The sequence below is a fragment of the Aquabacterium humicola genome, from assembly GCF_030167915.1.
In the GTDB taxonomy this organism is placed as follows: Bacteria; Pseudomonadota; Gammaproteobacteria; order Burkholderiales; family Burkholderiaceae_C; genus Pseudaquabacterium; species Pseudaquabacterium humicola.
Window position 1 is genome coordinate 53,910 of record NZ_JARGNB010000008.1, and the last position, 24,523, is coordinate 78,432.

Sequence of the window (24,523 nt, forward strand, 5' to 3'; positions counted from 1 at the left end):
CACGGCCTTGAGGGTGTGCTGGCAAACAGATGTTTCCGGTCCGACGAACGGTCGTGCGATGCATTCGAACGGCGGCCGGGCGACCCATGGCCCGGCCCGGGCGCTGCCGGACCCGTTCGGGAATGTCCTGCGAACGGTCAGCGGGCGATGGCGAAAATACCGCCATGAAAGACGCCCAGATCATCGTGCTGGCCACACCGGTCTTCCTGGCGCTGATCGCGCTGGAGTGGGTGGTCGGCCTGGCCCGCCGCCGCAACACCTACCGGCTGCACGACGCGATGGCCAGCATCGGACTGGGCATGCTCAGCCAGGTTGTCGGCCTGTTCACCAAGCTCTTGATGATCGGCCTCTACACGATGCTGTTCGACCGGCTGGCGCTCGTGAAGCTGCCCACGGATGCGCCGTGGGTGTGGCTCAGCGGGCTGCTGCTGTACGACTTCCTCTATTACTGGAAGCACCGCTTCGGCCACACGGTGGCGCTGATGTGGGCCGCTCACGTGGTGCACCATCAGAGCGAGGACTACAACCTGTCGACCGCGCTGCGCCAGACCTCGACCGACTGGGTCGCCGGCTGGCTGTTCTACCTGCCGATGGCGTTGCTGGGCTTCCCGCCGCTGGTCTTCGGCGTCGTCGCGCTGATCGACCTGCTGTACCAGTACTGGGTGCATACCCAGCAGATCGGCCGCCTCGGCTGGTTCGACCGCGTCTTCTGCTCGCCGTCGAACCACCGCGTGCACCACGCGGTGAATGACCCGTACGTCGACAAGAACTACGGCGGCATCCTGATCCTGTGGGACCGGCTCTTCGGCACCTTCCGCGACGAGCGCGAGGACGAACCCTGCGTCTACGGCACGCGTTCGCCGCTGCGCAGCTGGAACCCGCTGTGGGCCAACCTCGAGGTCTATGCCGCGCTGGCGCTGGACAGCTGGCGCGCCGAGCGCTGGGCGGACAAGGTCAGGCTCTGGTTCATGCCGCCGGGCTGGCGGCCGGCCGATCTGCAGCGGCGTTATCCGAAACCGCCGTTCGACCTGCGCGCGGTGCAGCGCTTCGATCCGCCGGCGTCGCCGCTGGCCAAGGCGGTGTCGGCGCTGCTGTTCGTCGGCATGCTGGGCGGCACCGTGCTGCTGCTGTGGCATGCGCACACGCTGGCGCTGTCGACGCAGCTGCTGGCCTTCGCCGGGCTGCTGGCGGGCATGAGTCTGGTCGGCTGGCTCGGCAGCGGCCGGGCGGGTGCGCCGGCGCGGGCCGCGGCCGCCTGATCAGAACAGCTCGCCGCTCGCTCCGGCGCCGGCACGCGGCGGCGCGAGCCCCAGGTGCTTGTACGCGGCCAGCGTCGCGATGCGGCCGCGTGGCGTGCGCTGCAGGAAGCCCTGCATGATGAGGTAGGGCTCGATGACGTCCTCGATCGTGCCCGGCTCCTCGCCGATCGCCGCGGCCACGTTGTCCAGCCCGACCGGCCCGCCGTCGAAGCGGTGCACCACCGCCTCCAGCAGCTTGCGGTCCATCAGGTCGAAGCCTTGGGCGTCGACGTCGAGCATCGCCAGCGCCTTGTCGGCGATCGGCCGCGTGATCACGCCCTCGCCCTTGACGTCGGCGTAGTCGCGCACCCGGCGCAGCAGCCGGTTCGCGATGCGTGGCGTGCCGCGCGAGCGGCGTGCGATCTCGAACGCGCCTTCGGCCTGGATCGGCACGTTCAGCAGCCCGGCCGAGCGCTTGACGATGGTGCCGAGCTCGGCCGGCGTGTAGAACTCCAGCCGCGCGACGATGCCGAAGCGGTCGCGCAGCGGGTTGGTCAGCATGCCGGCGCGGGTGGTCGCGCCGACCAGCGTGAAGGGCTGCAGGTCGAGCTTGATCGAGCGCGCCGCCGGGCCTTCGCCGATCATGATGTCGATCTGGTAGTCCTCGAGTGCCGGGTACAGGATCTCCTCGACGACCGGCGACAGCCGGTGGATCTCGTCGATGAACAGCACGTCGTTCTTCTCGAGGTTGGTCAGCATCGCCGCCAGGTCCTTCGGCTTCTCGAGCACCGGGCCGGAGGTCTGGCGCAGGCCGACGCCGAGCTCGGCGGCGATGATGTGCGACAGCGTCGTCTTGCCGAGGCCGGGCGGGCCGAACAGCAGCACGTGGTCCATCGCCTCGCTGCGCTTCTTCGCGGCGCCGATGAAGATCTCCAGCTGCTCGCGCGCCTTGACCTGGCCGATGTAGTCCTGCAGCAGCTTGGGCCGCAGCGCGCGTTCGAGCGCTTCTTCCTGCGGCGACTGGCGCGCGGCGGCGACGACGCGCGGCAGCGGCGGGGCGGCTTCGAAGTGATCGGTCTGTATGCCCATACAGCGATTGTCGCTCGCCGCGGGGCGCGGCGGCCACCCGGGCCGACCCGCGTCACCTTGGCGGCGTCTACTTCGACAACGCCTTCAGCGCCAGCTTGATGCCCTCGGCGACGCCGACGTCCGCCGGCAGCGCCTTCAGCGCCGCGGCCGCCTCGCGTTCGTTGTAGCCCAGCGCGATCAGCGCCTGCACGATGTCGACCTGCGCGTCGCTGGTCACCGCCGCCCCCGGCGCGGCGAGCTCGGGGCCGAGCTTGCCCTTCAACTCCAGCAGCAGGCGTTCGGCGGTCTTCTTGCCGATGCCCGGCACCTTGACCAGCCGGCCGGCCTGCTGCTGCGTCACGGCCTGGCTGAGCTCGGCCACCGACAGCCCCGAGAGGATCGACAGCGCGGTGCGCGGCCCGATGCCGGAGATGCGGATCAGCTGCCGGAAGGTGCTGCGCTCTTCATGCGTCAGGAAGCCGTACAGCAGCTGCGCGTCCTCGCGCACGACGAAGTGCGTCAGCAGCGTCGTGCGCTCGCCGAGCGAGGGCAGGTTGAAGAAGCTCGACATCGGCACGTCGACTTCGTAGCCGACGCCGTTGACGTCGATCAGGACTTGCGGCGGGGCCTTTTCCGCCAGGATGCCGGTGAGCCGACCAATCATGGGCGGCGATTATCGGAGCGCGCCCGCGGCGGACGCGGGCGGGTCTTCAGCGACGGAAGAGCCCGAGGCGCTGCGCCTCCAGCGCCGCCTCGGCGCGCGAGCTCACGTTGAGCTTGCGGTAGATCTGCTTGACGTAGTCGGCGATCGTGTGGCGCGACAGCCCCAGCTGCACGCCGATCTCCGGCAGCGTGAAGCCCTTGGCCACGCGCAGCAGCACTTCGCTCTCGCGCTCGGTCAGCGAGACGTCCGGCATCGCCGACGCCTGCGGCTTGGCCATCGACGCGAAGTACTTGATGACCTTGCGCGCGATCGACGGCGACAGTGGCGGTTCGCCCTGGCTGATGCGCTGCAGCTGCTCGGTGATCAGCTCGCGCGACTGCTCCTTCAGGATGTAGCCGTAGGCGCCGGCCTGCAGCGCCGGAAAGAGGTGTTCGTCGTCGTCGTGGATGGTGACGACGACCGATTGCGCGTCCGGTTGTGCATCGCGCAGTGCGGCGACCACGTCGGTGCCCGAGCCGTCCGGCAGGCCGAGGTCGATCAGCGCGAGGTCGAACTTCATCGCCGCGACATGCGCCAGCGCATCGTGCACGCGCGAACACTCGGTGATCTGCGCGGCGGGGAACACCTGCAGCACGAGGCTGCGCAGCCATGCGCGGATCTCGTGCAGGTCTTCGAGCAGCAGGATGTGATTCATCGCGGGAGGCACCGGCAGCAGGGGCGGCGCGATCGTAGCAGTCGCTTACGTCGCGGTGACATGCCGATCGAGCGGCAGCGTGAGACGTATCACGGTTCCGTAGCCGGGACCCGATTCGACGAGGCACTGGCCCTGCAGCTGCTTCGCGCGGCCCTTCATGCTGGCCATGCCGTGGCCCTTGTCCAGCCGGCCGTCGAGCTCCAGCGGAATGCCGTTGCCGTTGTCCTGGATCACCAGCTGGAAGTCGCCCTCGGCGATCGTGCAGCGCACCGAGCAGCGCGACGCGCCGCTGTGCTTGATGATGTTGCTGACCGCCTCGCGCAGGATGCGTGTGGTCTGCACGTAGGCGCGCGCGGACAGCGTGCCGGGCACGTCGTCGTCCGACGGCGCGCTCCATTCGCCCTCGACGCCCGATTGCGTCAGCCGCGACATCACCTCGGCGCGCCAGTCGCCCAGCGCATCGGCCAGCCGCACCGGCTTGCCGGTGAGGCCCCGCACCGACAGCCGCATTTCCTCGAGCGCCTCGCGCGCCAGCGTCGAGATGCGTTCGTTGTCGCTGGTGTGCACGATGGTCAGCAGCTTGGCGCCGAGGTCGTCGTGCAGGTCGGCGGCGATGCGCTTGCGCTCGCGGTCGGTCACCTGCTCGACCTTCAGCTCCGACAGCTGCGCGAAGTTGCGCTCGATCTGCGCGGTGGCCTCGCGGATGCGCACCTCGAGCTCGGCGCGGCCCTGCTCGGCCGACTCGAGCGCGCGGCCGTACTGCTGCACCAGCCGCAGGCCCAGCGCCATGAAGATCAGCGACGGCACCAGCTGCGCGACGTAGCCGATGCGCACGTCCAGCCGCGTCTGCTGCGCGAGGAACTCGGTGGCCAGCGCGACGCCGACGATGCCCAGCAGCGGGCCCATCAGCCAGAGCTGGCGCTGGCGCCGGCGGTGCGTGTCCAGCAGGTAGTAGGCCGCGGCGACGCCGATCTCCAGCGACAGCAGCGCAAACCAGACGCTGGCGACCGGGTACAGCCGCTGCGGCCCGGCCACCAGCAGGCTGACCACCATCAGCGCGCCCTGCGCCGGCAACCCGATGTCCAGCCAGCGGATGCGGCGGCCGGCGTAACGCAGCAGGAACTGCACCGCCGCCCAGGTGGTCACGCTCATCAGCACGGCCAGCAGCAGCTCGCTGGTGGCATGCGGCCAAGGCAGCTCGGTCAGCCACAACCGCGACAGCGCGAGGGCCCAGCCGACCATCAGCGCGCCGAAGTAGGCGAGGTAGCTCTGGCGCCGGTTCAGCCAGCCCATCACGAACAGGCCCAGGCCCATCAGCGCGAGCGTGCCGCTGACCACCTCGGGCAGGCGGATCGCGAAGGCCGTGCGCCAGCGGTGACGCTGCGCGAGGGCGTCGTGGGCGCCGAGCTCGATCGGCGACAGACCGCCGGCCCGCTGGCGCGAGCCGACTTCGTCGAGCGCGAAGCCGCGCACCCGCAGCTCCAGCACATTGCCCTGGGCCTGCAGCAGCGCCGACGGCAGCGGCACCAGCTGCGGACGCTGGCAGTTGCGCGAGACCGGCTCGGTCATCTGGCCGCCGCGGTAGGCGAGCTGGCCGTTGACATGCACCTCGAGCGCGCTGCAGGCGCGTTCGACGTAGATGGCGAACAAGGCGTTGGTCCCCACCGAGGACTCGGCGTCGAACAGCACCCGGTAGGCCGCGGTGCCGCTGAAGCGCGGACGGCTCGCGGCCCAGTCGTCGGGCAGCGCGATGCTGCGCGCCAGGGTCCAGTCGGGCGTGACGCCAGGCTTCAGCTCCAGCGTCAGCGCGTGGCGGAAGACCAGCGTCTGGGCCTGGGCCGGGCCCAGTGCACCGAGCAGGCCGAGCCACAGCAGCCACGGGAGCAGGCGGACCACGGCACGGGGCCAGGCGCTCGGGGACTTCGGCATAGGCGCGCGATTCTGCCGGAGCGGGCCGTGCGGGCCGGCACGCGGCCTGCCCCGGGAGAGCGGACAATCCGGGCAGTTTTGCATGGGCCTCGCGTGATTCTTCGCCACCACTTCGAACCGGTCGACAACACCTTCCTCGCCAACCTGTGCGGTGCGCTCGACGAGCACCTGCGCACGATCGAGATCGCGCTCGACGTGCGCGTCACCCGCCGCGAGGCGCACTTCGCGATCGAGGGCGAACGCCCCGCGGCCGAACGCGCGCTGGCGCTGCTGCAGTCGCTCTACGAGCGCGCGGCCCGGCCGATCGCGGCCGAGGCGCTGCAGCTGGCGCTGGTCGAGGCGCGGGTGGCCGGCGAGGTCGCCGCCGCCGGCGGCCCGCGCGAGCGCGAGATCGTGCTGCACACCCGGCGGGCCGACCTGCGCGGCCGCACGCCGAACCAGGTGCGCTACCTGCACAATATCCTCGAGCACGACGTCAGCTTCGGCATCGGGCCGGCCGGCACCGGCAAGACCTACCTCGCGGTGGCCTGCGCGGTCGATGCGCTCGAGCGCAGCGCGGTGCAGCGCATCGTGCTGACGCGCCCGGCCGTCGAGGCCGGCGAGCGCCTGGGCTTCCTGCCCGGCGACCTGGCGCAGAAAGTCGACCCCTACCTGCGGCCGCTGTACGACGCGCTGTACGACCTGATGGGCTTCGATCGCGTGACCAGTGCCTTCGAGAAGGGCGCGCTGGAGATCGCGCCGCTGGCCTTCATGCGCGGGCGCACGCTGAACCACTCGTTCGTGATCCTCGACGAGGCGCAGAACACGACGCCCGAGCAGATGAAGATGTTCCTGACGCGCATCGGCTTCGGCTCGCGCGCGGTGATCACCGGCGACGTCAGCCAGGTCGACCTGCCGCGCGGCACGGCCAGCGGCCTGATCGATGCCGAGCGTGTGCTCGACGGCGTGCGCGGCATCGCCATCAGCCGCTTCACCGCCGCCGACGTCGTGCGCCACCCGCTGGTCGCGCGCATCGTCGAGGCCTACGACGCGGCGAAGCAGAAGAAGGCTTCGCCGGCATGACGGCGCGCCGGAGCGCGGCCGCCGCGGCGCCGGCGCTGTCGCTGTCGCTGCAGTTTGCCGATGCGCGCCACCGCGCGCTGCTGCCGCGCCACAAGGTCGTGCGCTGGCTGCGCGCGGCGCTGGAAGCGCCGGCGGAGCTGACCGTGCGCATCGTCGATGCCGACGAGGGCCGCGCGCTGAACCGCGAGTTCCGCGGCAAGGACTATCCGACCAACGTGCTGACCTTCGACTACGCGCAGGAACCGGTGGTCATCGCCGACCTGGTGATCGCCGCACCGGTGGTCGAGGCCGAGGCGGCCGAGCTCGGCATCGACATCGCCGCGCACTACGCGCACCTGCTGGTGCACGGTGCGCTGCATGCGCAGGGCTACGACCACGAGGCCGACGACGAGGCCGAGGTGATGGAAGCGCGCGAGTCCGCGCTGCTGCACGGCCTCGGGCTGCACGAACCCTACGCGGGGCGGCGGTGAATGGACCCGCGCGGACCCGGGCGGACCCGGGCAGGCCCGGCGTTGATCCCGCCCGGCGGGTCACCGCCGTTCAGGCTTTCTGCAGCTTGCGCGCTGCGTCCAGCGCGAAGTAGGTCAGCACGCCGTCGGCCCCGGCGCGCTTGAACGCCAGCAGCGACTCCATCATCACCGCGTCGTGGTCGAGCCAGCCGTTGGCGGCGGCGGCCTTGAGCATCGCGTACTCGCCGCTGACCTGGTAGGCGAAGGTCGGCACGCGGAACTGATCCTTGACCCGGCGCACGATGTCCAGGTACGGCATGCCCGGCTTGACCATCACCATGTCGGCGCCTTCGGCGATGTCCAGCGCCACCTCGCGCAGCGCCTCGTCGCTGTTGCCGGGGTCCATCTGGTAGACCTTCTTGTCGCTCTTGCCGAGGTTGGCCTTCGAGCCGACCGCGTCGCGGAACGGCCCGTAGAAGGCCGACGCGTACTTCGCGCTGTAGGCCATGATGCGGGTGTGGATGCGGCCGGCTTCCTCCAGCGCCGAGCGGATCGCGCCGATGCGGCCGTCCATCATGTCGCTGGGCGCGACGATGTCGACGCCGGCCTCGGCCTGCACCAGCGCCTGCGCGCGCAGCACCGCCACCGTCTCGTCGTTGAGGATGTAGCCGGTGTCGTCCAGCAGGCCGTCCTGGCCGTGCGAGGTGAAGGGGTCGAGCGCCACGTCGGTCATCACGCCGAGCGTCGGGAAGCGCTCCTTGAGCGCGCGCACCACGCGGGGCACCAGGCCGTCCGGGTTGGTTGCCTCGCGGCCGTCCGGCGTCTTCAGCGAGGGGTCGAGCACCGGAAACAGCGCCATCACCGGCACGCCCAGCGCGACGCATTGTTCGGCCAGCGGCAGCAGGCGGTCGAGCGTCAGCCGCTGCACGCCGGGCATGCTGGCGACGTCCTGCACCTGGTCGCGGCCGTCGAGCACGAAGACCGGGTAGATCAGGTCGGACGCATGCAGGCGGTTTTCCCGCACCAGGTCACGGGTGAAGGCATCGCGGCGCAGGCGGCGCGGCCGGCTGGCGGGGAAGGGCGGCGGGGTGCGCATCGGCTCGGGGCTCCAGAGGTCGCGAGTGAGGCGGTCCAACCCCCGAAACAAGTGGTCACAGAACTGTCAAGGACCGTCCGAAAGCGAACAAATCCTCGTTTGCCCTAGCGCCCGCCTGCTTGAAAACTGGACCGATATGCTAATATTGACAGCGAATGATACGTCGCAAGGCGGTCGTTCCCTGCTTTTCCTCCCTGAGCAGGTGCCTTACCGTGATGACAGCGTTAAGGCTTGCGACCCCGGCCCGTGGCCGGGGTTCTTTTTTTCGAGCCCCGCGGACCAGCCCCGGATAATGCCCCGGATGAGCAGCATCGTCCTCTGGGTCAAGGCTTTTCACATCGTCTTCATCGCCGCCTGGTTCGCCGGGCTGTTCTACCTGCCGCGCATCTTCGTCAACCTGGCGCAGGTGCCGCCGGACAGCCATGCCGAACGCGAACGGCTGCTGCTGATGGCCCGCAAGCTGTACCGCTTCGCGAACATCCTGATGGGCATCGGCCTGACGCTGGGCCTCGTGCTGTGGCTGTACTACGGCATCGGCCGCGGTCCGGGCCAGTACTGGATGCATGCCAAGCTGGCGCTGGTGGTCGCCGTCGTCGGCTACCACCATGTCTGCGGTGTCTTGCTGCGCCGCTTTGAGCAGTCGGCGAACCGCCGCAGCGAGCGCTGGTACCGCGTCTTCAACGAGACCAGCGTGCTGCTGTTCTCGGCGATCATCGTGCTGGTGGTCGTCAAGCCCTTCTGATGCCGCCTGCGCCGCGCGCCGCCGCCCGGCCGCTGGCCGGCCTGTGGATCGCGCTGGTCGTCTACGCCACGCTGTTTCCCTTCGAGGGCTGGCGCTTCCCGCCGGGCGCGTCGCTCGGCGACCTGCTGACGCTGCATTGGCCGCGCTGGTGGGGCGGCTTCGACGTCGTCGCCAACGGCTTGGGCTACCTGCCGATCGGGCTGCTGCTGGCGCTGGCGTCGCTGCGCGACGGGCGCGGCCGTGCGGCGGCGTTCGCGTTCGGTGCCGGTGCCGGCATGCTGCTGTCCTACGGTCTCGAAGTGACGCAGCAGCTGCTGCCGCAGCGCGTGCCGTCGCTGATGGACTGGGTGCTCAACAGCGCAGGGGCCGCCTTCGGCGCGCTGCTGGCGCAGGCGATGTTCGCCGCGGGGCTGCCGACGCGCTGGCAACGCCTGCACAACCGCTGGCTCGGCGATCGCGGCAGCAGCGCCGCGGTGCTCCTGATGTTGTGGCCGGTGGCGCTGCTGTTCCCGACGCCGATGCCGCTGGGGCTGGGCCAGGTGGGCGGGCTGCTGCAGGAATGGGCCCTGGCCGCGGTGAAGGACGTGGCGTGGGCCGAAGCGGCGCTGGCCTGGCTGGAGTCGCCGAGCAGCGCGGCGCGGCCGCTGTCGCGCTTTGCCGAAGGGCTGACCACGGTGCTCGGCCTGCTGGCGCCGTGCCTGGTGGCCTACACCGTGGCGCCGTCGCAATGGCGGCGCATCGGCCTGGCCGTGGGGGCACCGCTGGTGGCGCTGGCGGCGACGACCTTGTCGACCGCGCTGAACTTCGGCCCGGACCACGCCTTCGCCTGGTCGACCCCGGGTGCGCTGACGGCGCTCGGCGTGGGCGCCGCCCTCGCGCTGGGCCTCAGCTGGATCAGCCCTCGGCTCGCGGCCGGACTGGCGCTGGTGGCGATGACCGGACTGGTGGTTTTGGTGCACCAGGCGCCGACCGACCCGTACTTCGCGCAGAGCCTGCAGGGCTGGGAGCAGGGCCGCTTCATCCGCTTCCACGGCCTCGCGCGCTGGGTGGGCTGGTTGTGGCCCTATGCCGCGATGGCCTGGCTGCTGGTGCGGCTCGGCCGCAGTGCCTGAGACGCCGACGCCGGGGGATTCTGGCTTCTGGTTAACCCGCACTCCCTACAATCCGGCCCGATGAGCTACTACCAGCACCACGTCTTCTTCTGCCTGAACAAGCGGGACAACGGCGAGGCCTGCTGCGCCGACCACGACGCGCAGTCGGCCTTCGACCACTGCAAGAAGCGCGTGAAGGCCGAGGGCTTGGCCGGGCCGGGTGGCGTGCGCATCAACAAGGCCGGCTGCCTGGACCGCTGCGCCGGCGGGCCGGTGGCTGTCGTCTACCCGGAAGCGGTCTGGTACACCTACGTCGACCAGCACGACATCGACGAGATCGTCGAGTCGCACCTGAAGAAGGGCCAGGTCGTCGAGCGCCTCGTGCTGCCGCCGAACGTCGGCCGCTGACATCCGCGGCGACCGATGAACCGCGAGACCCGCCGCCTGCAGATCGCCGGCCCCGCCGGCACGATCGAGCTCGCGATCGACGAACCCGCCGGCGCCACGCTGCGCGGCGTCGCCGTGTTGTGCCATCCGCATCCGCAGCACGGCGGCACGATGGACAACAAGGTCGTGCAGATGCTGGCCCGCGCTTTCGTGCAACTGGGCTACCGCGCGGTGCGCTTCAACTTCCGCGGCGTCGGCGGGTCCACCGGCACCTGGGACGAGGGCCGCGGCGAGATCGACGACGCGCTGGCGGTGATCGCCCATCAGCGCGATGCGGCGCTGCCGCTGGCGCTGGGCGGCTTCTCGTTCGGCGGCTACGTCGCGGCGCATGCCGCCGCGCGCCTCGCCGCCGAGGCGCCGATCGAGCGCCTGGTGCTCGTCGGCCCGGCTACCAGCCGTTTCGCTCTGCCGCCGGTGCCGAGCGACACTGTCGTGATCCACGGCGAGGCCGACGACGTGGTGCCGCTGGCCGCGACGCTCGACTGGGCGCGGCCGCAGGCACTGCCGGTGATCGTGCTGCCGGGTGTCGGCCATTTCTTCCACGGGCAGCTGACGCTGCTGAAAAGCCAGGTCGTGCAGGCCTGGCATCAACCCCGCTCCTGATGAAAAGACTGTTTGCTTTCGTGCTGGCCTGTGCCGGCATGGTCTCCGCCTGGGCCCAGCTGCCGCCGCCGCCCGAGGTGGCCGCCCGCAACTTCGTGCTGCTGGACGTCGGCAGCGACCAGGTGCTCGCCGAACGCCAGGCCGACGTGCAGGTCGACCCGGCGTCGCTGACCAAGCTGATGACCGCCTGGCTGGTCTTCGACGCGCTGAAGGCCAAGAAGCTGACGCTGGAGCAGACGCTGCCGGTGTCGGTGCGCGCGTGGTCCGAGCGCAAGGGCGGCGGTTCGCTGATGTTCATCGACCCGAAGATGACACCCAAGGTCGACGAGCTGCTGCGCGGCATGATCGCCGTCTCGGGCAACGACGCGGCGGTGGCGCTGGCCGAGGGCGTCGGCGGCTCGCTGGACACGTTCGTCGCGATGATGAACCGCCAGGCCCAGGCCTGGGGCCTGAAGAACACGCAGTTCAAGAACGTCACCGGCCTGACCGAAGCCGGCCACTACAGCAGCGCGCGCGACATCGGCATCATCGCCGCGCACATCCTGCGCGACTTCCCCGAGTACTACACGAGCTATTACTCGCTGCGCCAGTACAGCTTCAACAACATCAAGCAGGACAACCGCAACATGCTGCTCGGCCGCGACCCGTCGGTCGACGGCATGAAGACCGGCTACACCGAGAGCGCCGGCTATTGCCTGGTGGCCAGCGCGCAGCGCGAGTTCCCGAACGGCAAGCGCCGGCTGCTGTCGGTGGTGCTGGGCACCGCGTCGCGCGAAGCCCGCGCCGGCGAGAGCCAGAAGCTGCTGAACTGGGGCTACACCGCGTGGGACGGCGTGCGCCTGTTCGACAGCGGCAAGGCCGCCGCGACGGTGCCGGTGTGGAAGGGCGCGGCGCCGACGGTGAACCTCGGCGCGGCCGGCGGCATGTCGGTGGCCGTGCCGCGCGGTGAGGGCGACAAGCTCAAGACCAGCATCGAGCGCACCGATCCGCTGGTGGCGCCGCTCGCCAAGGGCCAGCGCGTCGGCACGCTGCGTGTGACGACGGCCGGCGGTGCGCCGGTCGCGGCCGTGCCGCTGGTGGTGCTGGAGCCGGTCGAGCAGGCCGGGCTGCTGGGCCGCGCGTGGGATTCGATCCGCCTGTGGATCAAGTGACGGTGCGGTGACCGGCCCCCGCCCGCCTCACGATCTGCAAACGTCGGCTTGCGGCCGGGCCCGCATGGGCTAAGCTGCACTGCCAGCCTGCTTCGAAAGGCCCGCGATGCCCAGCCTGCCCGACACGCTCTGCCACCTGAACGGCCAGACCCTGCCGTTGTGCGACGCGCGGATCTCGGTGCTGGACCGCGGCTTCCTGTTCGGCGATGGCGTCTACGAGGCCTTCCCGGCCTACGGGCGCCGGCTGTTCCGCTTCGACGACCACATGGCGCGCCTGGAGCGCAGCCTCTCGAAGCTGCGCATCGTCAACCCTCACCCGCGCGAGGCCTGGCTGGCGCTGGTGCGCGAGCTGGTGGCCGCGCATCCGGCGGACGACCAGATGCTCTACCTGCAGGTCACCCGGGGGGTCGCTCCGCGCGACCACGTGATGCTCGAAGGGCTCGCGCCGACGGTCTTCGCGATGAGCAACCCGCTGAAGCAGCCGAGCGCCGAGCAGCGGCATCAGGGCGTCGCCTGCACGACGGCGCGCGACTTCCGCTGGGAGCGCTGCGACATCAAGAGCACCTCGCTGCTGGGCAACGTGATGGCGCGCCAGATGTCGGCCGACCATGGCGCGGTCGAGACCGTGCTGTTTCGCGACGGCTGGCTGACCGAGGCCTCCAGCAGCAACGTCTGGGTGGTGCACGAGGGCGCGCTGCTGGGGCCACCGAAGAGCGAGCACCTGCTCGAAGGCGTCCGCGTCGGGCTGCTGGCCGAGCTGTGCGAGGAGTGCGGCATCGCCTACAACCTGCGCCCGCTGGCCGAGGCCGATGTCTTCGCCGCCGACGAGCTGCTGCTGAGCTCGGCCAGCAAGGAAGTGCTGCCCGTGACCCGGCTCGACGGCGAGCTGGTCGGCCACGGCGCGCTGCGAGGCAAGCCGGGCCCGGTGTACGCCCGCCTGTACGAGGCCTACCAGCGCGCCAAGCGCGAACAGTCGATCTGAAGAAGTTGTCGCCGATGCCCGAGATCCCGCCCGACATTCCGCCGGAACAGTCGCTGATCACCTACCCGAGCGCCTTCCCGATCAAGGTGATGGGCGCGCAGGTCGAGGGCTTCGTCGACGCGCTGGTCGTCGTCGCGCGGCAGTTCGACCCGGCTTTCGACCCCTCGACGATCGAGCGCCGACCCAGCAGCACCGGCAAGTACCTGGGCGTGACGCTGACCATCACCGCGACCAGCCGCGAGCAGCTCGACGAGCTCTACCGCACGCTGTCGACGCACCCGATGGTCAAGGTCGTCCTGTAGCCGATACCCGACTGGAACAGAGGGATTCATCCGACGGCCGGGGGCCGGCGTAGACGAGACGTCGTGGCCATGCCGGATCTTCGCGGCGTGGCAGTCACACGACGGAGACCGCGCATGCGCCTGACCAGCCTGTTGACGACGATCCTGCCGGCCGAGGCGCCGGTGCCGCGGGTGCGGTCGTGATGCACGCGCTGTCGCTGCAGGACGACGAGCCCTGGCTGACACCAGGCCCGCATCCACTCGCGGTGCTGGACGCAGCCGAGCCGGCGGACGGCGAAGCGCCTGACGGCTGCGAGCCATCGGCGCCCGAGGCCGACGCCGAGGCGGCAATGGCCGCGGCCGATACGCGGCGCGCGGGGCGGCTGGCAGCCGACGACGAGGCGCTGCGCCAGCTGATGGAGCGCGTCGTCGACCGTGACGAACGCGCGCTGGCCTCCTTCTACGACGCCACCAGCCCGCGCGTGCACGGCCTCGTGCGGCGCATCGTGCGCAGCACCGCGCTCGCCGAGGAGGTCGTCGAGGACACCTACTGGCAGGTCTGGCGTCAGGCGCCGCGCTTCGACGCCGAGCGCGGGCGCGTGCTGACATGGCTGCTGGCGATCGCCCGCTCGCGCGCGATCGACGCGCTGCGCCGCGATGAACGCTTCCAACACGATGAACTGAGCGACGACGCGGAAGCTGCAGGCGGCGACGCATCGTTCCCCGGCGTGCCCGACCTGCTCGACGCGACCCGGGACCACCAGCGCCTGCACGCGGCGGTGGCCGCGCTCGAGCCGCGCGCGCGGCAACTCGTCGCGCTGGCCTTCTTTCGCGGGCTGACGCACGAGGAGATCGCGGCGCAAGCGGCCTTGCCGCTGGGCACCGTGAAGTCCCTGATCCGGCGCGCGCTGTTGCAGTTGCGCAAACTGCTCGACCAACCCGCGACGACCTCCCCGAGCCCGTGATGAGCACCGACCCACTCCCGCCCGGCCGCGCCGGGGCTGCGCTCGACGACGACTGCCTGGACCTGCTGGCCCAGCCGATGGCCGGCGCCGGTCCCGGGCCGCTGCGCGAGCGCGTGCTCCAGCGCATCGGCCGCAGTGCGGAAGCGAGCCGGGCGTTCGTCACCGTGCGGACGCGGCGCGCGCGTGCGATGCCTTTGGCCGAGGGCGTCCTGGCGCGCGCGCTGTACGAAACGGCCGGCACGGCGCCCCGCCCCGGCGAGCCGGCCCGCGTGCGCATCATCGAGCTGGCCGCCGGTGCGCGCTGGCAGGCGGACCCGTTGTGCGGCGCGGTCAGCGAGTGGCTGGTCATGGACGGTGCCCTCGACATGGACGGTGCGCTGCTGCAGACGCGCGACTTCCAGCGCCGGCCGGCGAACGAGACCGCACCGGTGCTGCACAGCCCGACCGGCGCGCGGCTGTACCTGCGCGAGTCTTCTGCCGCGCCGGGTGAGGCCCGGTCGACCGTGCTCGACGCGTGCACGCCTTGGCAGGACTTCGCGCCGGGCATCCGCCGCCGCGTCTTGTGGACCGACGGCCGCGAGGCCGCGCTGCTGTACCTGGCCGATCCGGGTGCCGCGGTGCCGCAGCACGGGCACGGGCACGACGAGGAATGCCTGATGCTCGACGGCGAGGTCTTCCTCGACGACCTGCTGCTGTGCCGCGGCGACTGGCAGCTGGCGCCGGCTGGCACCGCGCATGAAGGCGTCAGCACCGACACCGGCGGCGTGCTGTTCGCGCACGGCGACCTCGACCTGGATATCCGCACGGCCTGAGCCGGTGGGCGGCCGCCGCTACAGTGCGGCGATGTCCGCCACGACGCTTCGCCCTCGCCTCGTCACGCTCGGCCGCCGGCCGTATGGCGACATCGAGCAGGCGATGCGCGCGTTCACCGAAGCGCGTGGGCCGGACACCGAGGATGAGATCTGGCTCGTCGAGCACGAGCCGGTCTACACGCAGGGCCTGGCGGGCCGCGCCGAGCACCTGCTCGATCCCGGGCGCATCCCGGTGATCGAGACGCAGCGCGGTGGCCAGGTGACTTACCACGGCCCCGGCCAGGTGGTCGCCTACCCGCTGATCGACCTGAAGCGCCACGGCATCTACGTCAAGGAATACGTCTACCGGCTCGAGCACTGCGTGCTGAAGGTGCTGGAGGCGCACGGCATCACCGGCCACCGCGTCGCCGGTGCGCCGGGCATCTACGTGCGGCTCGACGATCCGCGCGGCCATGCCGCGCTGACCGGGCCACGTCCGGCCGACGAGCCGTTCCGCGGCCTGGGCAAGGTCGCGGCGCTGGGCATCAAGGTCAGCCGCCACTGCACCTACCACGGCGTCGCGCTGAACGTCGCGATGGACCTGAGACCCTTCGGTGGAATCAATCCGTGCGGCTACGCAGGACTGCAGACGGTCGACCTGCTTACACTCGGGGTTTCTACCGATTGGGACACGGTGGCACGGCAGCTGGGCGAACGCCTGGCGACGCAGTTCAGCCGCTGAACCCGCTTCTTCCCTTTCTTCAGCGAGCAACGATGGCCACCGACAACGTCGTCCACCAGCCTGCCGACAGCGCCTCCTACGACGCCACGGCGAAGCAGAAGGCCCAGGCCAAGACGGCGCGCATCCCGATCAAGGTGGTGCCCGCGGAAACGCTGAAGAAGCCGGACTGGATCCGCGTGAAGGCGGGCTCGCCGTCGACACGCTTCTACGAGATCAAGCAGATCCTGCGCGAGCACAAGCTGCACACGGTCTGCGAGGAAGCCTCCTGCCCGAACATCGGCGAGTGTTTCGGCCACGGCACCGCGACCTTCATGATCATGGGCGACAAGTGCACGCGGCGCTGCCCGTTCTGCGACGTCGGCCATGGCCGGCCCGACCCGCTGGACGTCAACGAGCCGGAGAACCTGGCGAAGACGATCGCCGCGCTGAAGCTGAAGTACGTGGTGATCACCAGCGTCGACCGCGATGACCTGCGCGACGGTGGCGCCGGCCACTTCGTCGACTGCATCCGCCGCGTGCGCGAGCTGTCGCCGGCCACGCGCATCGAGATCCTGACGCCCGATTTCCGCGGCCGCGACGACCGTGCGCTGGAGATCCTGAAGTCCGCGCCGCCGGACGTGATGAACCACAACCTGGAGACCGCGCCGCGCCTGTACAAGGAAGCGCGCCCGGGCAGCGACTACCAGTTCAGCTTGAGCCTGCTGAAGAAGTTCAAGGCGCTGCATCCCGATGTGCCGACCAAGAGCGGCATCATGGTCGGCCTGGGTGAGACGGACGACGAGGTGCTGCAGGTCATGCGCGACATGCGCGCGCACGACATCGACATGCTGACGATCGGGCAGTACTTGGCGCCGTCGGGCCACCACCTGCCGGTGCGCCGCTACGTGCACCCGGACACCTTCAGGATGTTCGAGGCCGAGGCGCAGAAGATGGGCTTCACGCACGCCGCGGTCGGCGCGCTGGTGCGTTCGAGCTACCACGCGGACCGGCAGGCGGCCGGCGCGGGCGTCGCGATCTGAGGGCGCCAGGCGCGAGGCGCCCGGGCGCGGGACTTCAGGTCTCGGCCAGCAGCTTCTCGACGAGCGTGTGCAGCGCCGCGAAATCCGGCGCGCCGACGTAGCGCTTGACGATCTCGCCGCGCTTGTTGATGAGCACCGAGGTCGGCGTCAGCTTCACGCCGCCGAACTTCTCGGCGATCTCGCCGGTGTTGTCGATTGCTACGCCGAACGGCAGCTTGCGCGTCTCCGCGAAGTTGGCGACGTAGGCCGGCGCGTCGTATTCCATCGCCACCGCCAGCGTCTCGTAGCCCTGGCCGCGGTACTTCTGGAAGGTCGACGCGATGTGCGGCATCTCGGCCACGCAGGTGGTGCAGCTCGTGGCCCAGAAATTGACCAGCACCACCTTGCCCTTCAGCTGCGCGGTGTTGTGCTTGCTGCCGTCGAGCAGTGTGTAGTCCACCTGCGGCGCCGGTTGCTGCGCGACGCCGCAGCCGGCCATCGCCGCAGCGGCGATCAGGGCGGCGGACAGAACGAGGCGGCGGGGCGACGGCTTCATGGCGGAGGGCAATTCCATAGGAGGCAGCGGCAGTTTACGCGCCGACCCCGCACCGCGGCGCGTGCGGGGACTTGCCGCGTGCCCCGATCAGCGCCGCCGCGTCAGCTCGATCACCAGTGCAGCCGGCAGGGCCTGCGCCAGCCCGTCGAGCCCGACGCGAGCGACCGCTTCGTCGCCTGGCCGCAGCGGTTCGAAGCCGTGGCCTTCCGGCGTGATCTCGATGAACGGCGGCGCACCGCTCTCTGCGTTCAGGCGCCGGCGCAGGCGCTCCAGCGGCGCACCGGCCAGAGTCGACGCGTAGACCACCGCCTGCGGCAGGCCGTCGGCGCAGTAGTCGACCGCCGCATCGACCGAACCGACGTAGTCGACCAGCAGGTCCAGGCCCTGCACCGCCAGGCGGACCTGGTTGCGGATGTCCCGTTCCGGCGCCAGCACCAACAACTGGCAGCCGGCGAGGCGGCGCGTGTCCGTGGCGCTCGGTTCTGCATGCGCGCTCAAGGTCACCAGCCGCTCGAAGTGCAGCGCCAGCGTGACGGCCGTGCCGTCCTCCTCGATCGTCGCGCGCGCGCCGAGAGCGGCGGCCGCCAGGTGCATCAGCTGCCACGCCAAGGGTTCAGCGGCGCCCGCCGGGCGCGGCTTGCGGTTGAAACGGCACAGCAGCACGGCCTGGGCCGAGGAGGGTCGCGGGTCCAGGCGGAGCTCGATCGTCGACCGCGCACAGTCGTCGCACCAGTCGAGCATCGCGCCCAGCAGGGCGCCGGTCATGCCGGTGTCGGCGACGACAGCGGCCGGTGCCAGCGTGGCGTGCACCGGTGCGGCCCCCGGCACGGCGGCCTTGCGCCGGTCGTCGATCAACTCGTCGAGCATCGCGCACAGGTCGGTCGGTTCGGGCACCTGGCGCACCGCGCCGGAGGCCAGGCGAGCGATCTGCTGGCCCAGGATGCCGATCCGGCGCGCCCGTGCCAGCTCGTCCTGCAGGATCTGCAGCTGGCGGGCGTCCGGCACCTGACCGGCCTGGAATGCACGCAGGCGCTCGAGGGCCCGGGTCAGCGGCTCCGCGACTTCGGCCGCCAGCTGGCCCAGCACGTCGTGCAGCAGGCTGCCCGCCACTGGCGCTTCCTGGATCTTCATGCTGTCTCCGTTGCCCGCACAATCTGACCGGAATGCGGTGGCGCATGCTCGGACCCGGCCCCTGCGGTGTCCACCCCGCGCGTCCGGGGGGGCTTCGCCGCCTGTGACATTTTTCACGTGCACTGACCCGTGCACGCAACGCATTGTCGAGCGATGAAGCGATGGTGGGGGCGCCTGGCGCCGCATGGACTGGCGCTGGGGCTCATCGCCTGCGCGCCGGCGATCGATTGGCGTGAGATGCGTCCCGAAGGCGCCCAGCTGGCGCTGGCGATGCCCTGTCGCCCGTCCAGCCAGCAGCGCGCGCTGTCGCTGGCCGGGCAGCCCGTGACGATGCGGTTGTACGTCTGCCGTGTATACGACACCACCTTTGCGTTGAGCCATTCGGACGTGGCCGATCCGGCGCGCGTCGGCACGGCGCTGCGAGCACTGGGCGATGCGGCGCGGGGCAACCTGAACGGCCGCGTCGAAAGGGACGAAGCGGCTGCGGTGCCGGGCATGACGCCGCATGACGCAGCACGGCACTGGCGTCTGGTCGGCCAGTTGCCGGACGGCCGCCCGGTGACGTCCTCGGTGACCGTCTTCGCGTTCGGCACGCGCGTCTACCAGGCGAGCGTCGTCGGGACCACGCTCGACGAAGGCTTGACAGCCCACTTCGAGCATGCGCTCGCGGTACGGCCGTGAGCCGCCGCCCGGCCGTTCCCGGACCCACAGGGGCCTCGTCAGGCTCAGGGGCTCGCACCGCAGTGCGCAGCACGGAGGCAACCCGGTGAGCACGCATGACCCCCGGACGGCACCGGGAGGGACGGCGGTGAGTTCGGCCGTCGATCCAGGTCCTCCGACGGAGGCCGCGTCGACCGGCGCCATGATGGCCCGGGTGTTCCTCGCCTTTGCCTTCGCCTACTTCTTCTCGGCGCTGCTGCGCGCAGTGACCGCGACGCTGGCCCCTGTGTTCAGCGTCGAGCTGGGCCTGGGCGCCGGCGCGCTCGGCCTGCTTGCCGGCGCGTACTTTCTCGGGTTCTCCGCGCTGCAGCTGCCGCTGGGCAGCGCACTCGACCGTTTCGGCCCCAAACGGGTGCTGATGGTCTTGCTGGCGGTGGCCGTGCTCGGGTGCGCAGGCTTCGGTGCGGCGCGTGACCTGCCGCAGCTGCTGGCGGCGCGCTTCCTGATCGGCATGGGCGTGTCCGCGTGTCTGATGGCCCCGCTGACGAGTTACCGCCGGCGTTTCGGACCGACGGCGCAACTGCGTGCCAACTCGTGGATGCTGATGACAGGCTCGCTCGGCATGCTGTCGTCGACCCTGCCGGTGCAGTGGCTGCTGCCCGTGCTGGGTTGGCGCGGTCTCTTCATCGCCATCGCCGGTCTGCTGCTGCTGGCGATCGCGGCGATCGCCTGGTTCGTCCCCGGGGACGAGCCGCCTGCGGCCCCCGCGGCGGCGCCGGCGTCAGGGGGCTACCGCGACGTGTTCCGCCACCCGGCCTTCGTCCGCATGGCGCCGTTCGGCTTCTTCGTCTATGGCGGCATGGTGGCGATGCAGTCGCTGTGGATCGGGCCCTGGCTCACGCAGGTCGCCGGCCACACTGCGGCCGAGGCGGCCCGCGGGCTGTTCGTCGTCAACCTGAGCATGCTCGTGGCTTTCCTGTGCTGGGGCCTGTGCATGCCACGCCTGGTGCGCGCCGGATGGGACGCCGAGCGCATCATCGGCGTGGGCTGGCCGCTCGGAATCGTCTGCCTGGCGGCCAACCTGTGGCTCGGCCCTTCGGCTGCAGCGATCGCCTGGTCCGCCTGGTGCGTGCTGACCAGCGTCGTGTCGCTGAGCCAGCCGGCGGTCGCGCAGGCCTTCCCGGCGTCGCTGGCCGGGCGAGCCTTGTCGGCCTTCAACCTCGTCATCTTCCTCGGCGTATTCGCGGTGCAGTGGGGCATCGGCTTGCTGCTCGACGTGCTGCGCGGGCTGGGCTGGAGCCCGCTGCAGAGCTACCGCCTTGCGTTCGGACTGTTCTTCGCTGCCTGCCTGACGTCGTTCCTGTGGCATGTCTGGCACCGTTCGCGCAGCACGTGGGACGCCGGCGGGGCACGCGGATAATCAGCCGCTTCAAGGTCCGCACGATGCCCCGCCTGTTCGTCATCGCCCATGCCCCGCTGGCCAGTGCCCTGCGCGAGGTCGCGGCGCACATCTTTCCCGACCAGGCGGCGGCGATGGCGATCTACGACGTCTCGGGCGACCAGTCGGCCGAGCAGGTCGAGCAGGCCGCGCTGCAGCAGATGGGGCCGGCCGGCGACGCCGAGTGGCTGATCCTGACGGACGTCTTCGGCGCCACGCCCTGCAACGTCGCGCGGCGGCTCGGCGAGCGTGCGGGCACGCGCGTGCTGGCCGGCGTGAACGTGCCGATGATGTGGCGGGCGCTGGGTCACCTGCACGAGCCGCTCGAGAAGCTCACTGCGCTGGCGGCTGCCGGCGCGACCCAGGGCGTGATGCAACTGGCCAGCGCTCGCCCGCAGAATCAGGCGATCAAACCCGCGAGTCATGATCCGGACCACCATCACGATCAGCAATAAGCTGGGCCTTCATGCCCGCGCGTCGGCCAAGCTCACCAAGCTGGCCGGCAGCTTCCAGTGCGACATCCACATGGCGCGCAACGGCCGGCGCATCAATGCCAAGAGCATCATGGGCGTGATGATGCTGGCCGCGGGCGTGGGCACCGAGGTCGAAATCGAGACCGACGGCGCGGACGAAGAAGCCGCGATGGGTGCGCTGCGTGCGCTGATCGACGACAAGTTCGGCGAAGGGCAGTGAGCGTCGGCCTCCCGCGGGTGGCTGCTCAACCCGCCATCACTGCGCGAGGAAGTGGCGGCGGTAGCGCGCCGGCAGGTCGTCCAGGCGCATCATCAATGGCAGGTCCGCGGTGTTGAACTCCGGATCCCAGGCCGGCGGACCCAGCACCTTCGCACCGCAGCGCAGATAGCCCTTGATCAGCGGCGGAGGCTCGACATCCAGGTGGCTGTCGAGCTGCTCCACCGGCAGGGCCAAGCGCGGGCGCACGTGGCGGTCGACCGGCGCAAGATGGGTCTTCTGCAGCCGCGACCACAGGCTGGCGGCGACGTGACCGCCGTCGCGCATGCCGACGCTGGCGCATCCGATCATCGTGTGCAGGCCGTTGCGCTCCATGAACTGCCCCAGGGCGGCCCACAGCGCAAGGATCACACCGCCCTGGCGCCAGTCCGCGTGAACGCAGGAGCGGCCGAGCTCGACCAGCTTGGGGCGCAACGCCCGCAGGCGCGTCAGGTCGAATTCGGTGTCGCTGTAGAGGCCGCCGGCCCGGATCGCCGCCCACGGCGTCAGCACCCGGTAGGTGCCGACCACCTGGCCCGGCGCTCGGTCATCGCCCCGCGTTCGCACCAGCAGGTGCTCGCAGAACCGGTCGAAGAGGTCGGCGTCGTGGCCGTCGGGCGTTCCCGGTGGCGCCGATGGTCGCGCGCCCATCTCGTCGACGAACACGCTGTAGCGCAGTCGTTGTGCTGCACGCACCTCGTCGAGGTGGCGTGCCCAGACGACCTCGATGTCGGTCTCGGGGCGGCGCCAGGCCGCCGGATGGACGCCGGCGAGCGGCAGGGTCGGGCGCGGGAGTTCCATGGACATGACGCCGGGGGTCGGGATGGCACGATGCTGAGGTCCCGCGGTGACCGCGCCATGACCCCGCAATGACGCCGCGATGACGCGGGTGGCGGTCGGGTGCGCTGCCTCGCTGCTACATTCCTTCGCATGAGCATCCAGGTCTTCGGACTGCCTGTGTCACGCGGTGTGGCCATCGGCCGCGCGGTGCTGGTGGCCTCGAGCCGCGTCGACGTCGCGCACTACTTCGTCGAGCCCGAGCGCGCCGACGCCGAAATCGCGCGCCTGCGCCAGGCCCGCGACGTGGTGGCGAACGAACTCACCACCTTGAAGCGTGAACTACCGCCGGATGCGCCGGGCGAACTGGCGGCTTTGCTCGACGTGCACCTGATGTTGCTGCACGACGAAACGCTGGCCGACGCGACCAAGCACTGGATCCAGGACCGCCACTACAACGCCGAATGGGCGGTGTCCGCGCAGACCGAAGTGCTCGCGCGCCAGTTCGACGAGATGGAGGACGAGTACCTGCGCGAGCGCAAGGCGGACATCGAGCAGGTCGCGGAACGCCTGCTTGGCGCCTTGGCGAAGGCGCAGCCGCTGATGCCGCTGTCCGGAACGGCGCGCGACTTCGCCGGCGAGGACCCCCTCGTGCTGGTCGCCAACGACATTGCGCCTGCCGACATGCTGCAGTTCAAGGGCAGCGTCTTCACGGGCTTCGTCACGGACGTCGGTGGCCGTACCTCGCACACCGCGATCGTCGCCCGCAGCATGGACATCCCGGCCGTCGTCGGCGCGCGCGAGGCCAGTCGCATCGTGCGTCAGGACGACTGGCTCATCATCGATGGCGATGCTGGCGTCGTGGTGGTCAACCCGTCACCCATCGTGCTGGAGGAGTACCGTTTCCGGCAGCGGCAGAGTGCGCTGGAGCGTGCCCGCCTGGACCGCCTGCGGCACATGCCTTCGGTCACGCTCGACGGCGAGGCCGTCGAGCTGCTCGCGAACATCGAGCTCCCCGGCGATGCCGCCGCCGCACTGGCGGCCGGCGCGGTCGGTGTCGGGCTGTTCCGCAGCGAGTTCCTGTTCATGAACCGCAACGGCGAACTGCCCGACGAGGACGAACAGTTCGAGGCGTACCGCAGCGCCGTCGAGGGCATGCACGGCATGCCGGTCACCATCCGAACGGTGGACATCGGCGCCGACAAGCCGCTTGACCGGTTAACGGTGCACGAGTTGCGGCACGAGCACGCGCTGAATCCAGCCCTTGGTCTGCGCGCGATCCGCTGGAGCCTGTCCGAGCCGGCGATGTTCCGCCAGCAGATCAGAGCCATCCTGCGCGCGAGCGCCTACGGCAAGGTGCGAATGCTCGTTCCGATGGTGGCCCACACGGGCGAGGCGCGGGCGACGCTGGAAGCAGTCGCACGCGCCAAGCAGCAACTGACTGAGGCCGGTGTTCCGTTCAATGACGTCGAGATCGGCGCCATGGTGGAGATCCCGGCCGCCGCCGTCTCGCTGCCGCACCTGCTGCGCTACTTCGATTTTGTATCCATCGGGACCAACGACCTCATCCAGTACACGCTGGCCATCGATCGCGCGGACGAATCGGTGGCGCACCTGTACGACCCCTGGCATCCGGCCGTGTTGCGCCTCATCTCGGACGTGATCGCGACGGCCAATGCCGCGGGGAAACATGTGAGCGTCTGCGGCGAAATGGCCGGCGACGTGGCCTTCGCCGAACTGCTGTTGGCAATGGGGCTGCGCAGCTACTCCATGCATCCCGCGCAACTGTCGTCCATCAAGCAGCGGATCCTGCGAGCGGACGGGGCCCGTCTGGCGCTCGCGCTGCCGACAACGCTGTCGAGCGACGATCCGGCCTCCGAGTGGCGGCGGGCGCTGGGCGGCACGAACTAGGCGATGCGACGGGGTGTCCCCAGGGGGCGACTTGCCCAAGCGGTTGCCGCCGGCCGCAACCACAGCTGAGAGTTGTGTATACTGATCGGCTTCGCTTTCAACGGTGATGACTAAGGGACGAGACGCAGCGCGCGTCTCAAAACCGCGGGAATCGTAGGGGATTGCGAGGCAATAAAGTCTGTGCCAGAATCACAGGCTTCGCCCGATGAGCGGTGGCGACGGTCGCAAAGCGAAACGAGTCACAAGAAGTCGAGCGGGGGTGTTGACAGGGATTCGAAATTCAAGTCATAATCGCCCCTCTCTGCTGAACATGATTCAGCGACGCCAA

Annotated in this window: 27 protein-coding genes; 19 read left to right on the forward strand and 8 right to left on the reverse strand. The window is 70.4% G+C overall.

What is annotated here, in order from left to right:
- The first annotated feature begins 164 nt into the window (after positions 1 to 164).
- Positions 165 to 1,259 carry a sterol desaturase family protein gene (locus tag P1K89_RS27120; protein WP_284619669.1) on the forward strand — a complete coding sequence of 365 codons (1,095 nt, stop codon included), beginning with the start codon at positions 165 to 167 and terminating at the stop codon, positions 1,257 to 1,259.
- Here P1K89_RS27120 and ruvB read toward each other — a convergent pair whose 3' ends face one another.
- From ruvB to P1K89_RS27140, 4 genes are all read right to left on the reverse strand, one after another.
- Complete coding sequence (gene ruvB / locus P1K89_RS27125) at positions 1,260 to 2,327, reverse strand: Holliday junction branch migration DNA helicase RuvB (protein WP_284619670.1); 1,068 nt, start codon at positions 2,325 to 2,327, stop codon at positions 1,260 to 1,262.
- 67 nt (positions 2,328 to 2,394) lie between these two features.
- Positions 2,395 to 2,970 carry a Holliday junction branch migration protein RuvA gene (gene ruvA / locus P1K89_RS27130; RefSeq protein WP_284619671.1) on the reverse strand — a complete coding sequence of 192 codons (576 nt, stop codon included), beginning with the start codon at positions 2,968 to 2,970 and terminating at the stop codon, positions 2,395 to 2,397.
- 46 nt (positions 2,971 to 3,016) lie between these two features.
- Positions 3,017 to 3,664 carry a response regulator gene (locus P1K89_RS27135; protein WP_284619672.1) on the reverse strand — a complete coding sequence of 216 codons (648 nt, stop codon included), beginning with the start codon at positions 3,662 to 3,664 and terminating at the stop codon, positions 3,017 to 3,019.
- A 45-nt stretch (positions 3,665 to 3,709) separates the two neighbouring features.
- Entirely contained in the window at positions 3,710 to 5,560 is a 1,851-nt protein-coding gene (locus P1K89_RS27140) for a sensor histidine kinase (protein WP_284619673.1), read from the reverse strand.
- 126 nt (positions 5,561 to 5,686) lie between these two features.
- Between P1K89_RS27140 and P1K89_RS27145 the strand changes: the two genes are divergently transcribed.
- Together P1K89_RS27145 and ybeY are read left to right on the forward strand one after the other, a co-directional pair.
- A complete protein-coding gene (locus P1K89_RS27145) occupies positions 5,687 to 6,655 on the forward strand; it encodes a PhoH family protein (RefSeq protein ID WP_284619674.1) in 969 nt (322 codons plus the stop codon).
- Complete coding sequence (ybeY, locus tag P1K89_RS27150) at positions 6,652 to 7,125, forward strand: rRNA maturation RNase YbeY (RefSeq protein ID WP_284619675.1); 474 nt, start codon at positions 6,652 to 6,654, stop codon at positions 7,123 to 7,125. Before P1K89_RS27145 ends, ybeY begins: the two co-directional genes overlap by 4 nt.
- Positions 7,126 to 7,195: 70 nt before the next feature.
- Here the strand turns inward: ybeY and hemB are convergent, their stop codons facing one another.
- The gene (gene hemB, locus P1K89_RS27155) at positions 7,196 to 8,200 is read right to left on the reverse strand and encodes a porphobilinogen synthase (RefSeq protein WP_284619676.1); all 1,005 of its coding nucleotides are present in this window, start codon (positions 8,198 to 8,200) and stop codon (positions 7,196 to 7,198) included.
- 301 nt (positions 8,201 to 8,501) lie between these two features.
- Here hemB and P1K89_RS27160 point away from each other — a divergent pair, with 301 nt between their 5' ends.
- The 11 genes from P1K89_RS27160 (at position 8,502) to lipA (ending at position 17,014) form a co-directional block, all read left to right on the forward strand.
- Positions 8,502 to 8,942 (forward strand): CopD family protein, encoded by a 441-nt coding sequence (locus tag P1K89_RS27160; RefSeq protein WP_284619677.1) that lies wholly within the window; start codon positions 8,502 to 8,504, stop codon positions 8,940 to 8,942.
- Positions 8,942 to 10,054 (forward strand): VanZ family protein, encoded by a 1,113-nt coding sequence (locus tag P1K89_RS27165; RefSeq protein WP_284619678.1) that lies wholly within the window; start codon positions 8,942 to 8,944, stop codon positions 10,052 to 10,054. Before P1K89_RS27160 ends, P1K89_RS27165 begins: the two co-directional genes overlap by 1 nt.
- A gap of 60 nt (positions 10,055 to 10,114) precedes the next feature.
- Complete coding sequence (locus P1K89_RS27170) at positions 10,115 to 10,441, forward strand: (2Fe-2S) ferredoxin domain-containing protein (protein WP_284619679.1); 327 nt, start codon at positions 10,115 to 10,117, stop codon at positions 10,439 to 10,441.
- Between the two features lie 15 nt (positions 10,442 to 10,456).
- Positions 10,457 to 11,083 (forward strand): alpha/beta hydrolase, encoded by a 627-nt coding sequence (locus P1K89_RS27175; RefSeq protein ID WP_284619680.1) that lies wholly within the window; start codon positions 10,457 to 10,459, stop codon positions 11,081 to 11,083.
- Entirely contained in the window at positions 11,083 to 12,234 is a 1,152-nt protein-coding gene (locus P1K89_RS27180) for a D-alanyl-D-alanine carboxypeptidase family protein (RefSeq protein WP_284619681.1), read from the forward strand. The genes P1K89_RS27175 and P1K89_RS27180 overlap by 1 nt, the downstream gene beginning before the upstream one ends.
- Before the next feature lie 106 nt (positions 12,235 to 12,340).
- The gene (locus tag P1K89_RS27185; RefSeq protein WP_284619682.1) at positions 12,341 to 13,216 is read left to right on the forward strand and encodes a D-amino acid aminotransferase; all 876 of its coding nucleotides are present in this window, start codon (positions 12,341 to 12,343) and stop codon (positions 13,214 to 13,216) included.
- A gap of 14 nt (positions 13,217 to 13,230) precedes the next feature.
- Complete coding sequence (locus P1K89_RS27190) at positions 13,231 to 13,518, forward strand: YbeD family protein (RefSeq protein WP_284619683.1); 288 nt, start codon at positions 13,231 to 13,233, stop codon at positions 13,516 to 13,518.
- 182 nt (positions 13,519 to 13,700) lie between these two features.
- Entirely contained in the window at positions 13,701 to 14,462 is a 762-nt protein-coding gene (locus P1K89_RS27195) for a sigma-70 family RNA polymerase sigma factor (RefSeq protein ID WP_284619684.1), read from the forward strand.
- Entirely contained in the window at positions 14,462 to 15,274 is an 813-nt protein-coding gene (locus P1K89_RS27200) for a cupin domain-containing protein (protein WP_284619685.1), read from the forward strand. Before P1K89_RS27195 ends, P1K89_RS27200 begins: the two co-directional genes overlap by 1 nt.
- A 31-nt stretch (positions 15,275 to 15,305) precedes the next feature.
- Positions 15,306 to 15,995, forward strand: a complete 690-nt coding sequence (lipB, locus tag P1K89_RS27205) for a lipoyl(octanoyl) transferase LipB (protein WP_284619686.1) — start codon at positions 15,306 to 15,308, stop codon at positions 15,993 to 15,995.
- A gap of 32 nt (positions 15,996 to 16,027) precedes the next feature.
- Positions 16,028 to 17,014, forward strand: a complete 987-nt coding sequence (lipA, locus tag P1K89_RS27210) for a lipoyl synthase (RefSeq protein WP_284619687.1) — start codon at positions 16,028 to 16,030, stop codon at positions 17,012 to 17,014.
- 34 nt (positions 17,015 to 17,048) lie between these two features.
- Here the strand turns inward: lipA and P1K89_RS27215 are convergent, their stop codons facing one another.
- A complete protein-coding gene (locus P1K89_RS27215) occupies positions 17,049 to 17,549 on the reverse strand; it encodes a TlpA family protein disulfide reductase (RefSeq protein ID WP_439898038.1) in 501 nt (166 codons plus the stop codon).
- 87 nt (positions 17,550 to 17,636) lie between these two features.
- Positions 17,637 to 18,680: a hypothetical protein gene (locus tag P1K89_RS27220; RefSeq protein ID WP_284619688.1), complete on the reverse strand. Its 1,044-nt coding sequence runs from the start codon at positions 18,678 to 18,680 to the stop codon at positions 17,637 to 17,639.
- 237 nt (positions 18,681 to 18,917) lie between these two features.
- Between P1K89_RS27220 and P1K89_RS27225 the strand changes: the two genes are divergently transcribed.
- The 4 genes from P1K89_RS27225 (at position 18,918) to P1K89_RS27240 (ending at position 21,471) form a co-directional block, all read left to right on the forward strand.
- The gene (locus tag P1K89_RS27225; protein WP_284619689.1) at positions 18,918 to 19,361 is read left to right on the forward strand and encodes a hypothetical protein; all 444 of its coding nucleotides are present in this window, start codon (positions 18,918 to 18,920) and stop codon (positions 19,359 to 19,361) included.
- Positions 19,362 to 19,545: 184 nt separating this feature from the next.
- On the forward strand, positions 19,546 to 20,760 hold the full coding sequence (locus P1K89_RS27230; protein WP_284619690.1) for an MFS transporter: 1,215 nt from the start codon (positions 19,546 to 19,548) through the stop codon (positions 20,758 to 20,760).
- Between the two features lie 23 nt (positions 20,761 to 20,783).
- Positions 20,784 to 21,233 (forward strand): PTS sugar transporter subunit IIA, encoded by a 450-nt coding sequence (locus P1K89_RS27235; protein ID WP_284619691.1) that lies wholly within the window; start codon positions 20,784 to 20,786, stop codon positions 21,231 to 21,233.
- Positions 21,202 to 21,471 carry an HPr family phosphocarrier protein gene (locus P1K89_RS27240; RefSeq protein ID WP_284619692.1) on the forward strand — a complete coding sequence of 90 codons (270 nt, stop codon included), beginning with the start codon at positions 21,202 to 21,204 and terminating at the stop codon, positions 21,469 to 21,471. Before P1K89_RS27235 ends, P1K89_RS27240 begins: the two co-directional genes overlap by 32 nt.
- Positions 21,472 to 21,507: 36 nt before the next feature.
- On the opposite strand, the gene P1K89_RS27245 is transcribed toward P1K89_RS27240, so the two are convergent.
- Entirely contained in the window at positions 21,508 to 22,308 is an 801-nt protein-coding gene (locus tag P1K89_RS27245; RefSeq protein WP_284619693.1) for a GNAT family N-acetyltransferase, read from the reverse strand.
- A 129-nt stretch (positions 22,309 to 22,437) separates the two neighbouring features.
- Between P1K89_RS27245 and ptsP the strand changes: the two genes are divergently transcribed.
- Positions 22,438 to 24,195 carry a phosphoenolpyruvate--protein phosphotransferase gene (gene ptsP / locus P1K89_RS27250; protein ID WP_284619694.1) on the forward strand — a complete coding sequence of 586 codons (1,758 nt, stop codon included), beginning with the start codon at positions 22,438 to 22,440 and terminating at the stop codon, positions 24,193 to 24,195.
- Positions 24,196 to 24,523: the final 328 nt, after the last annotated feature.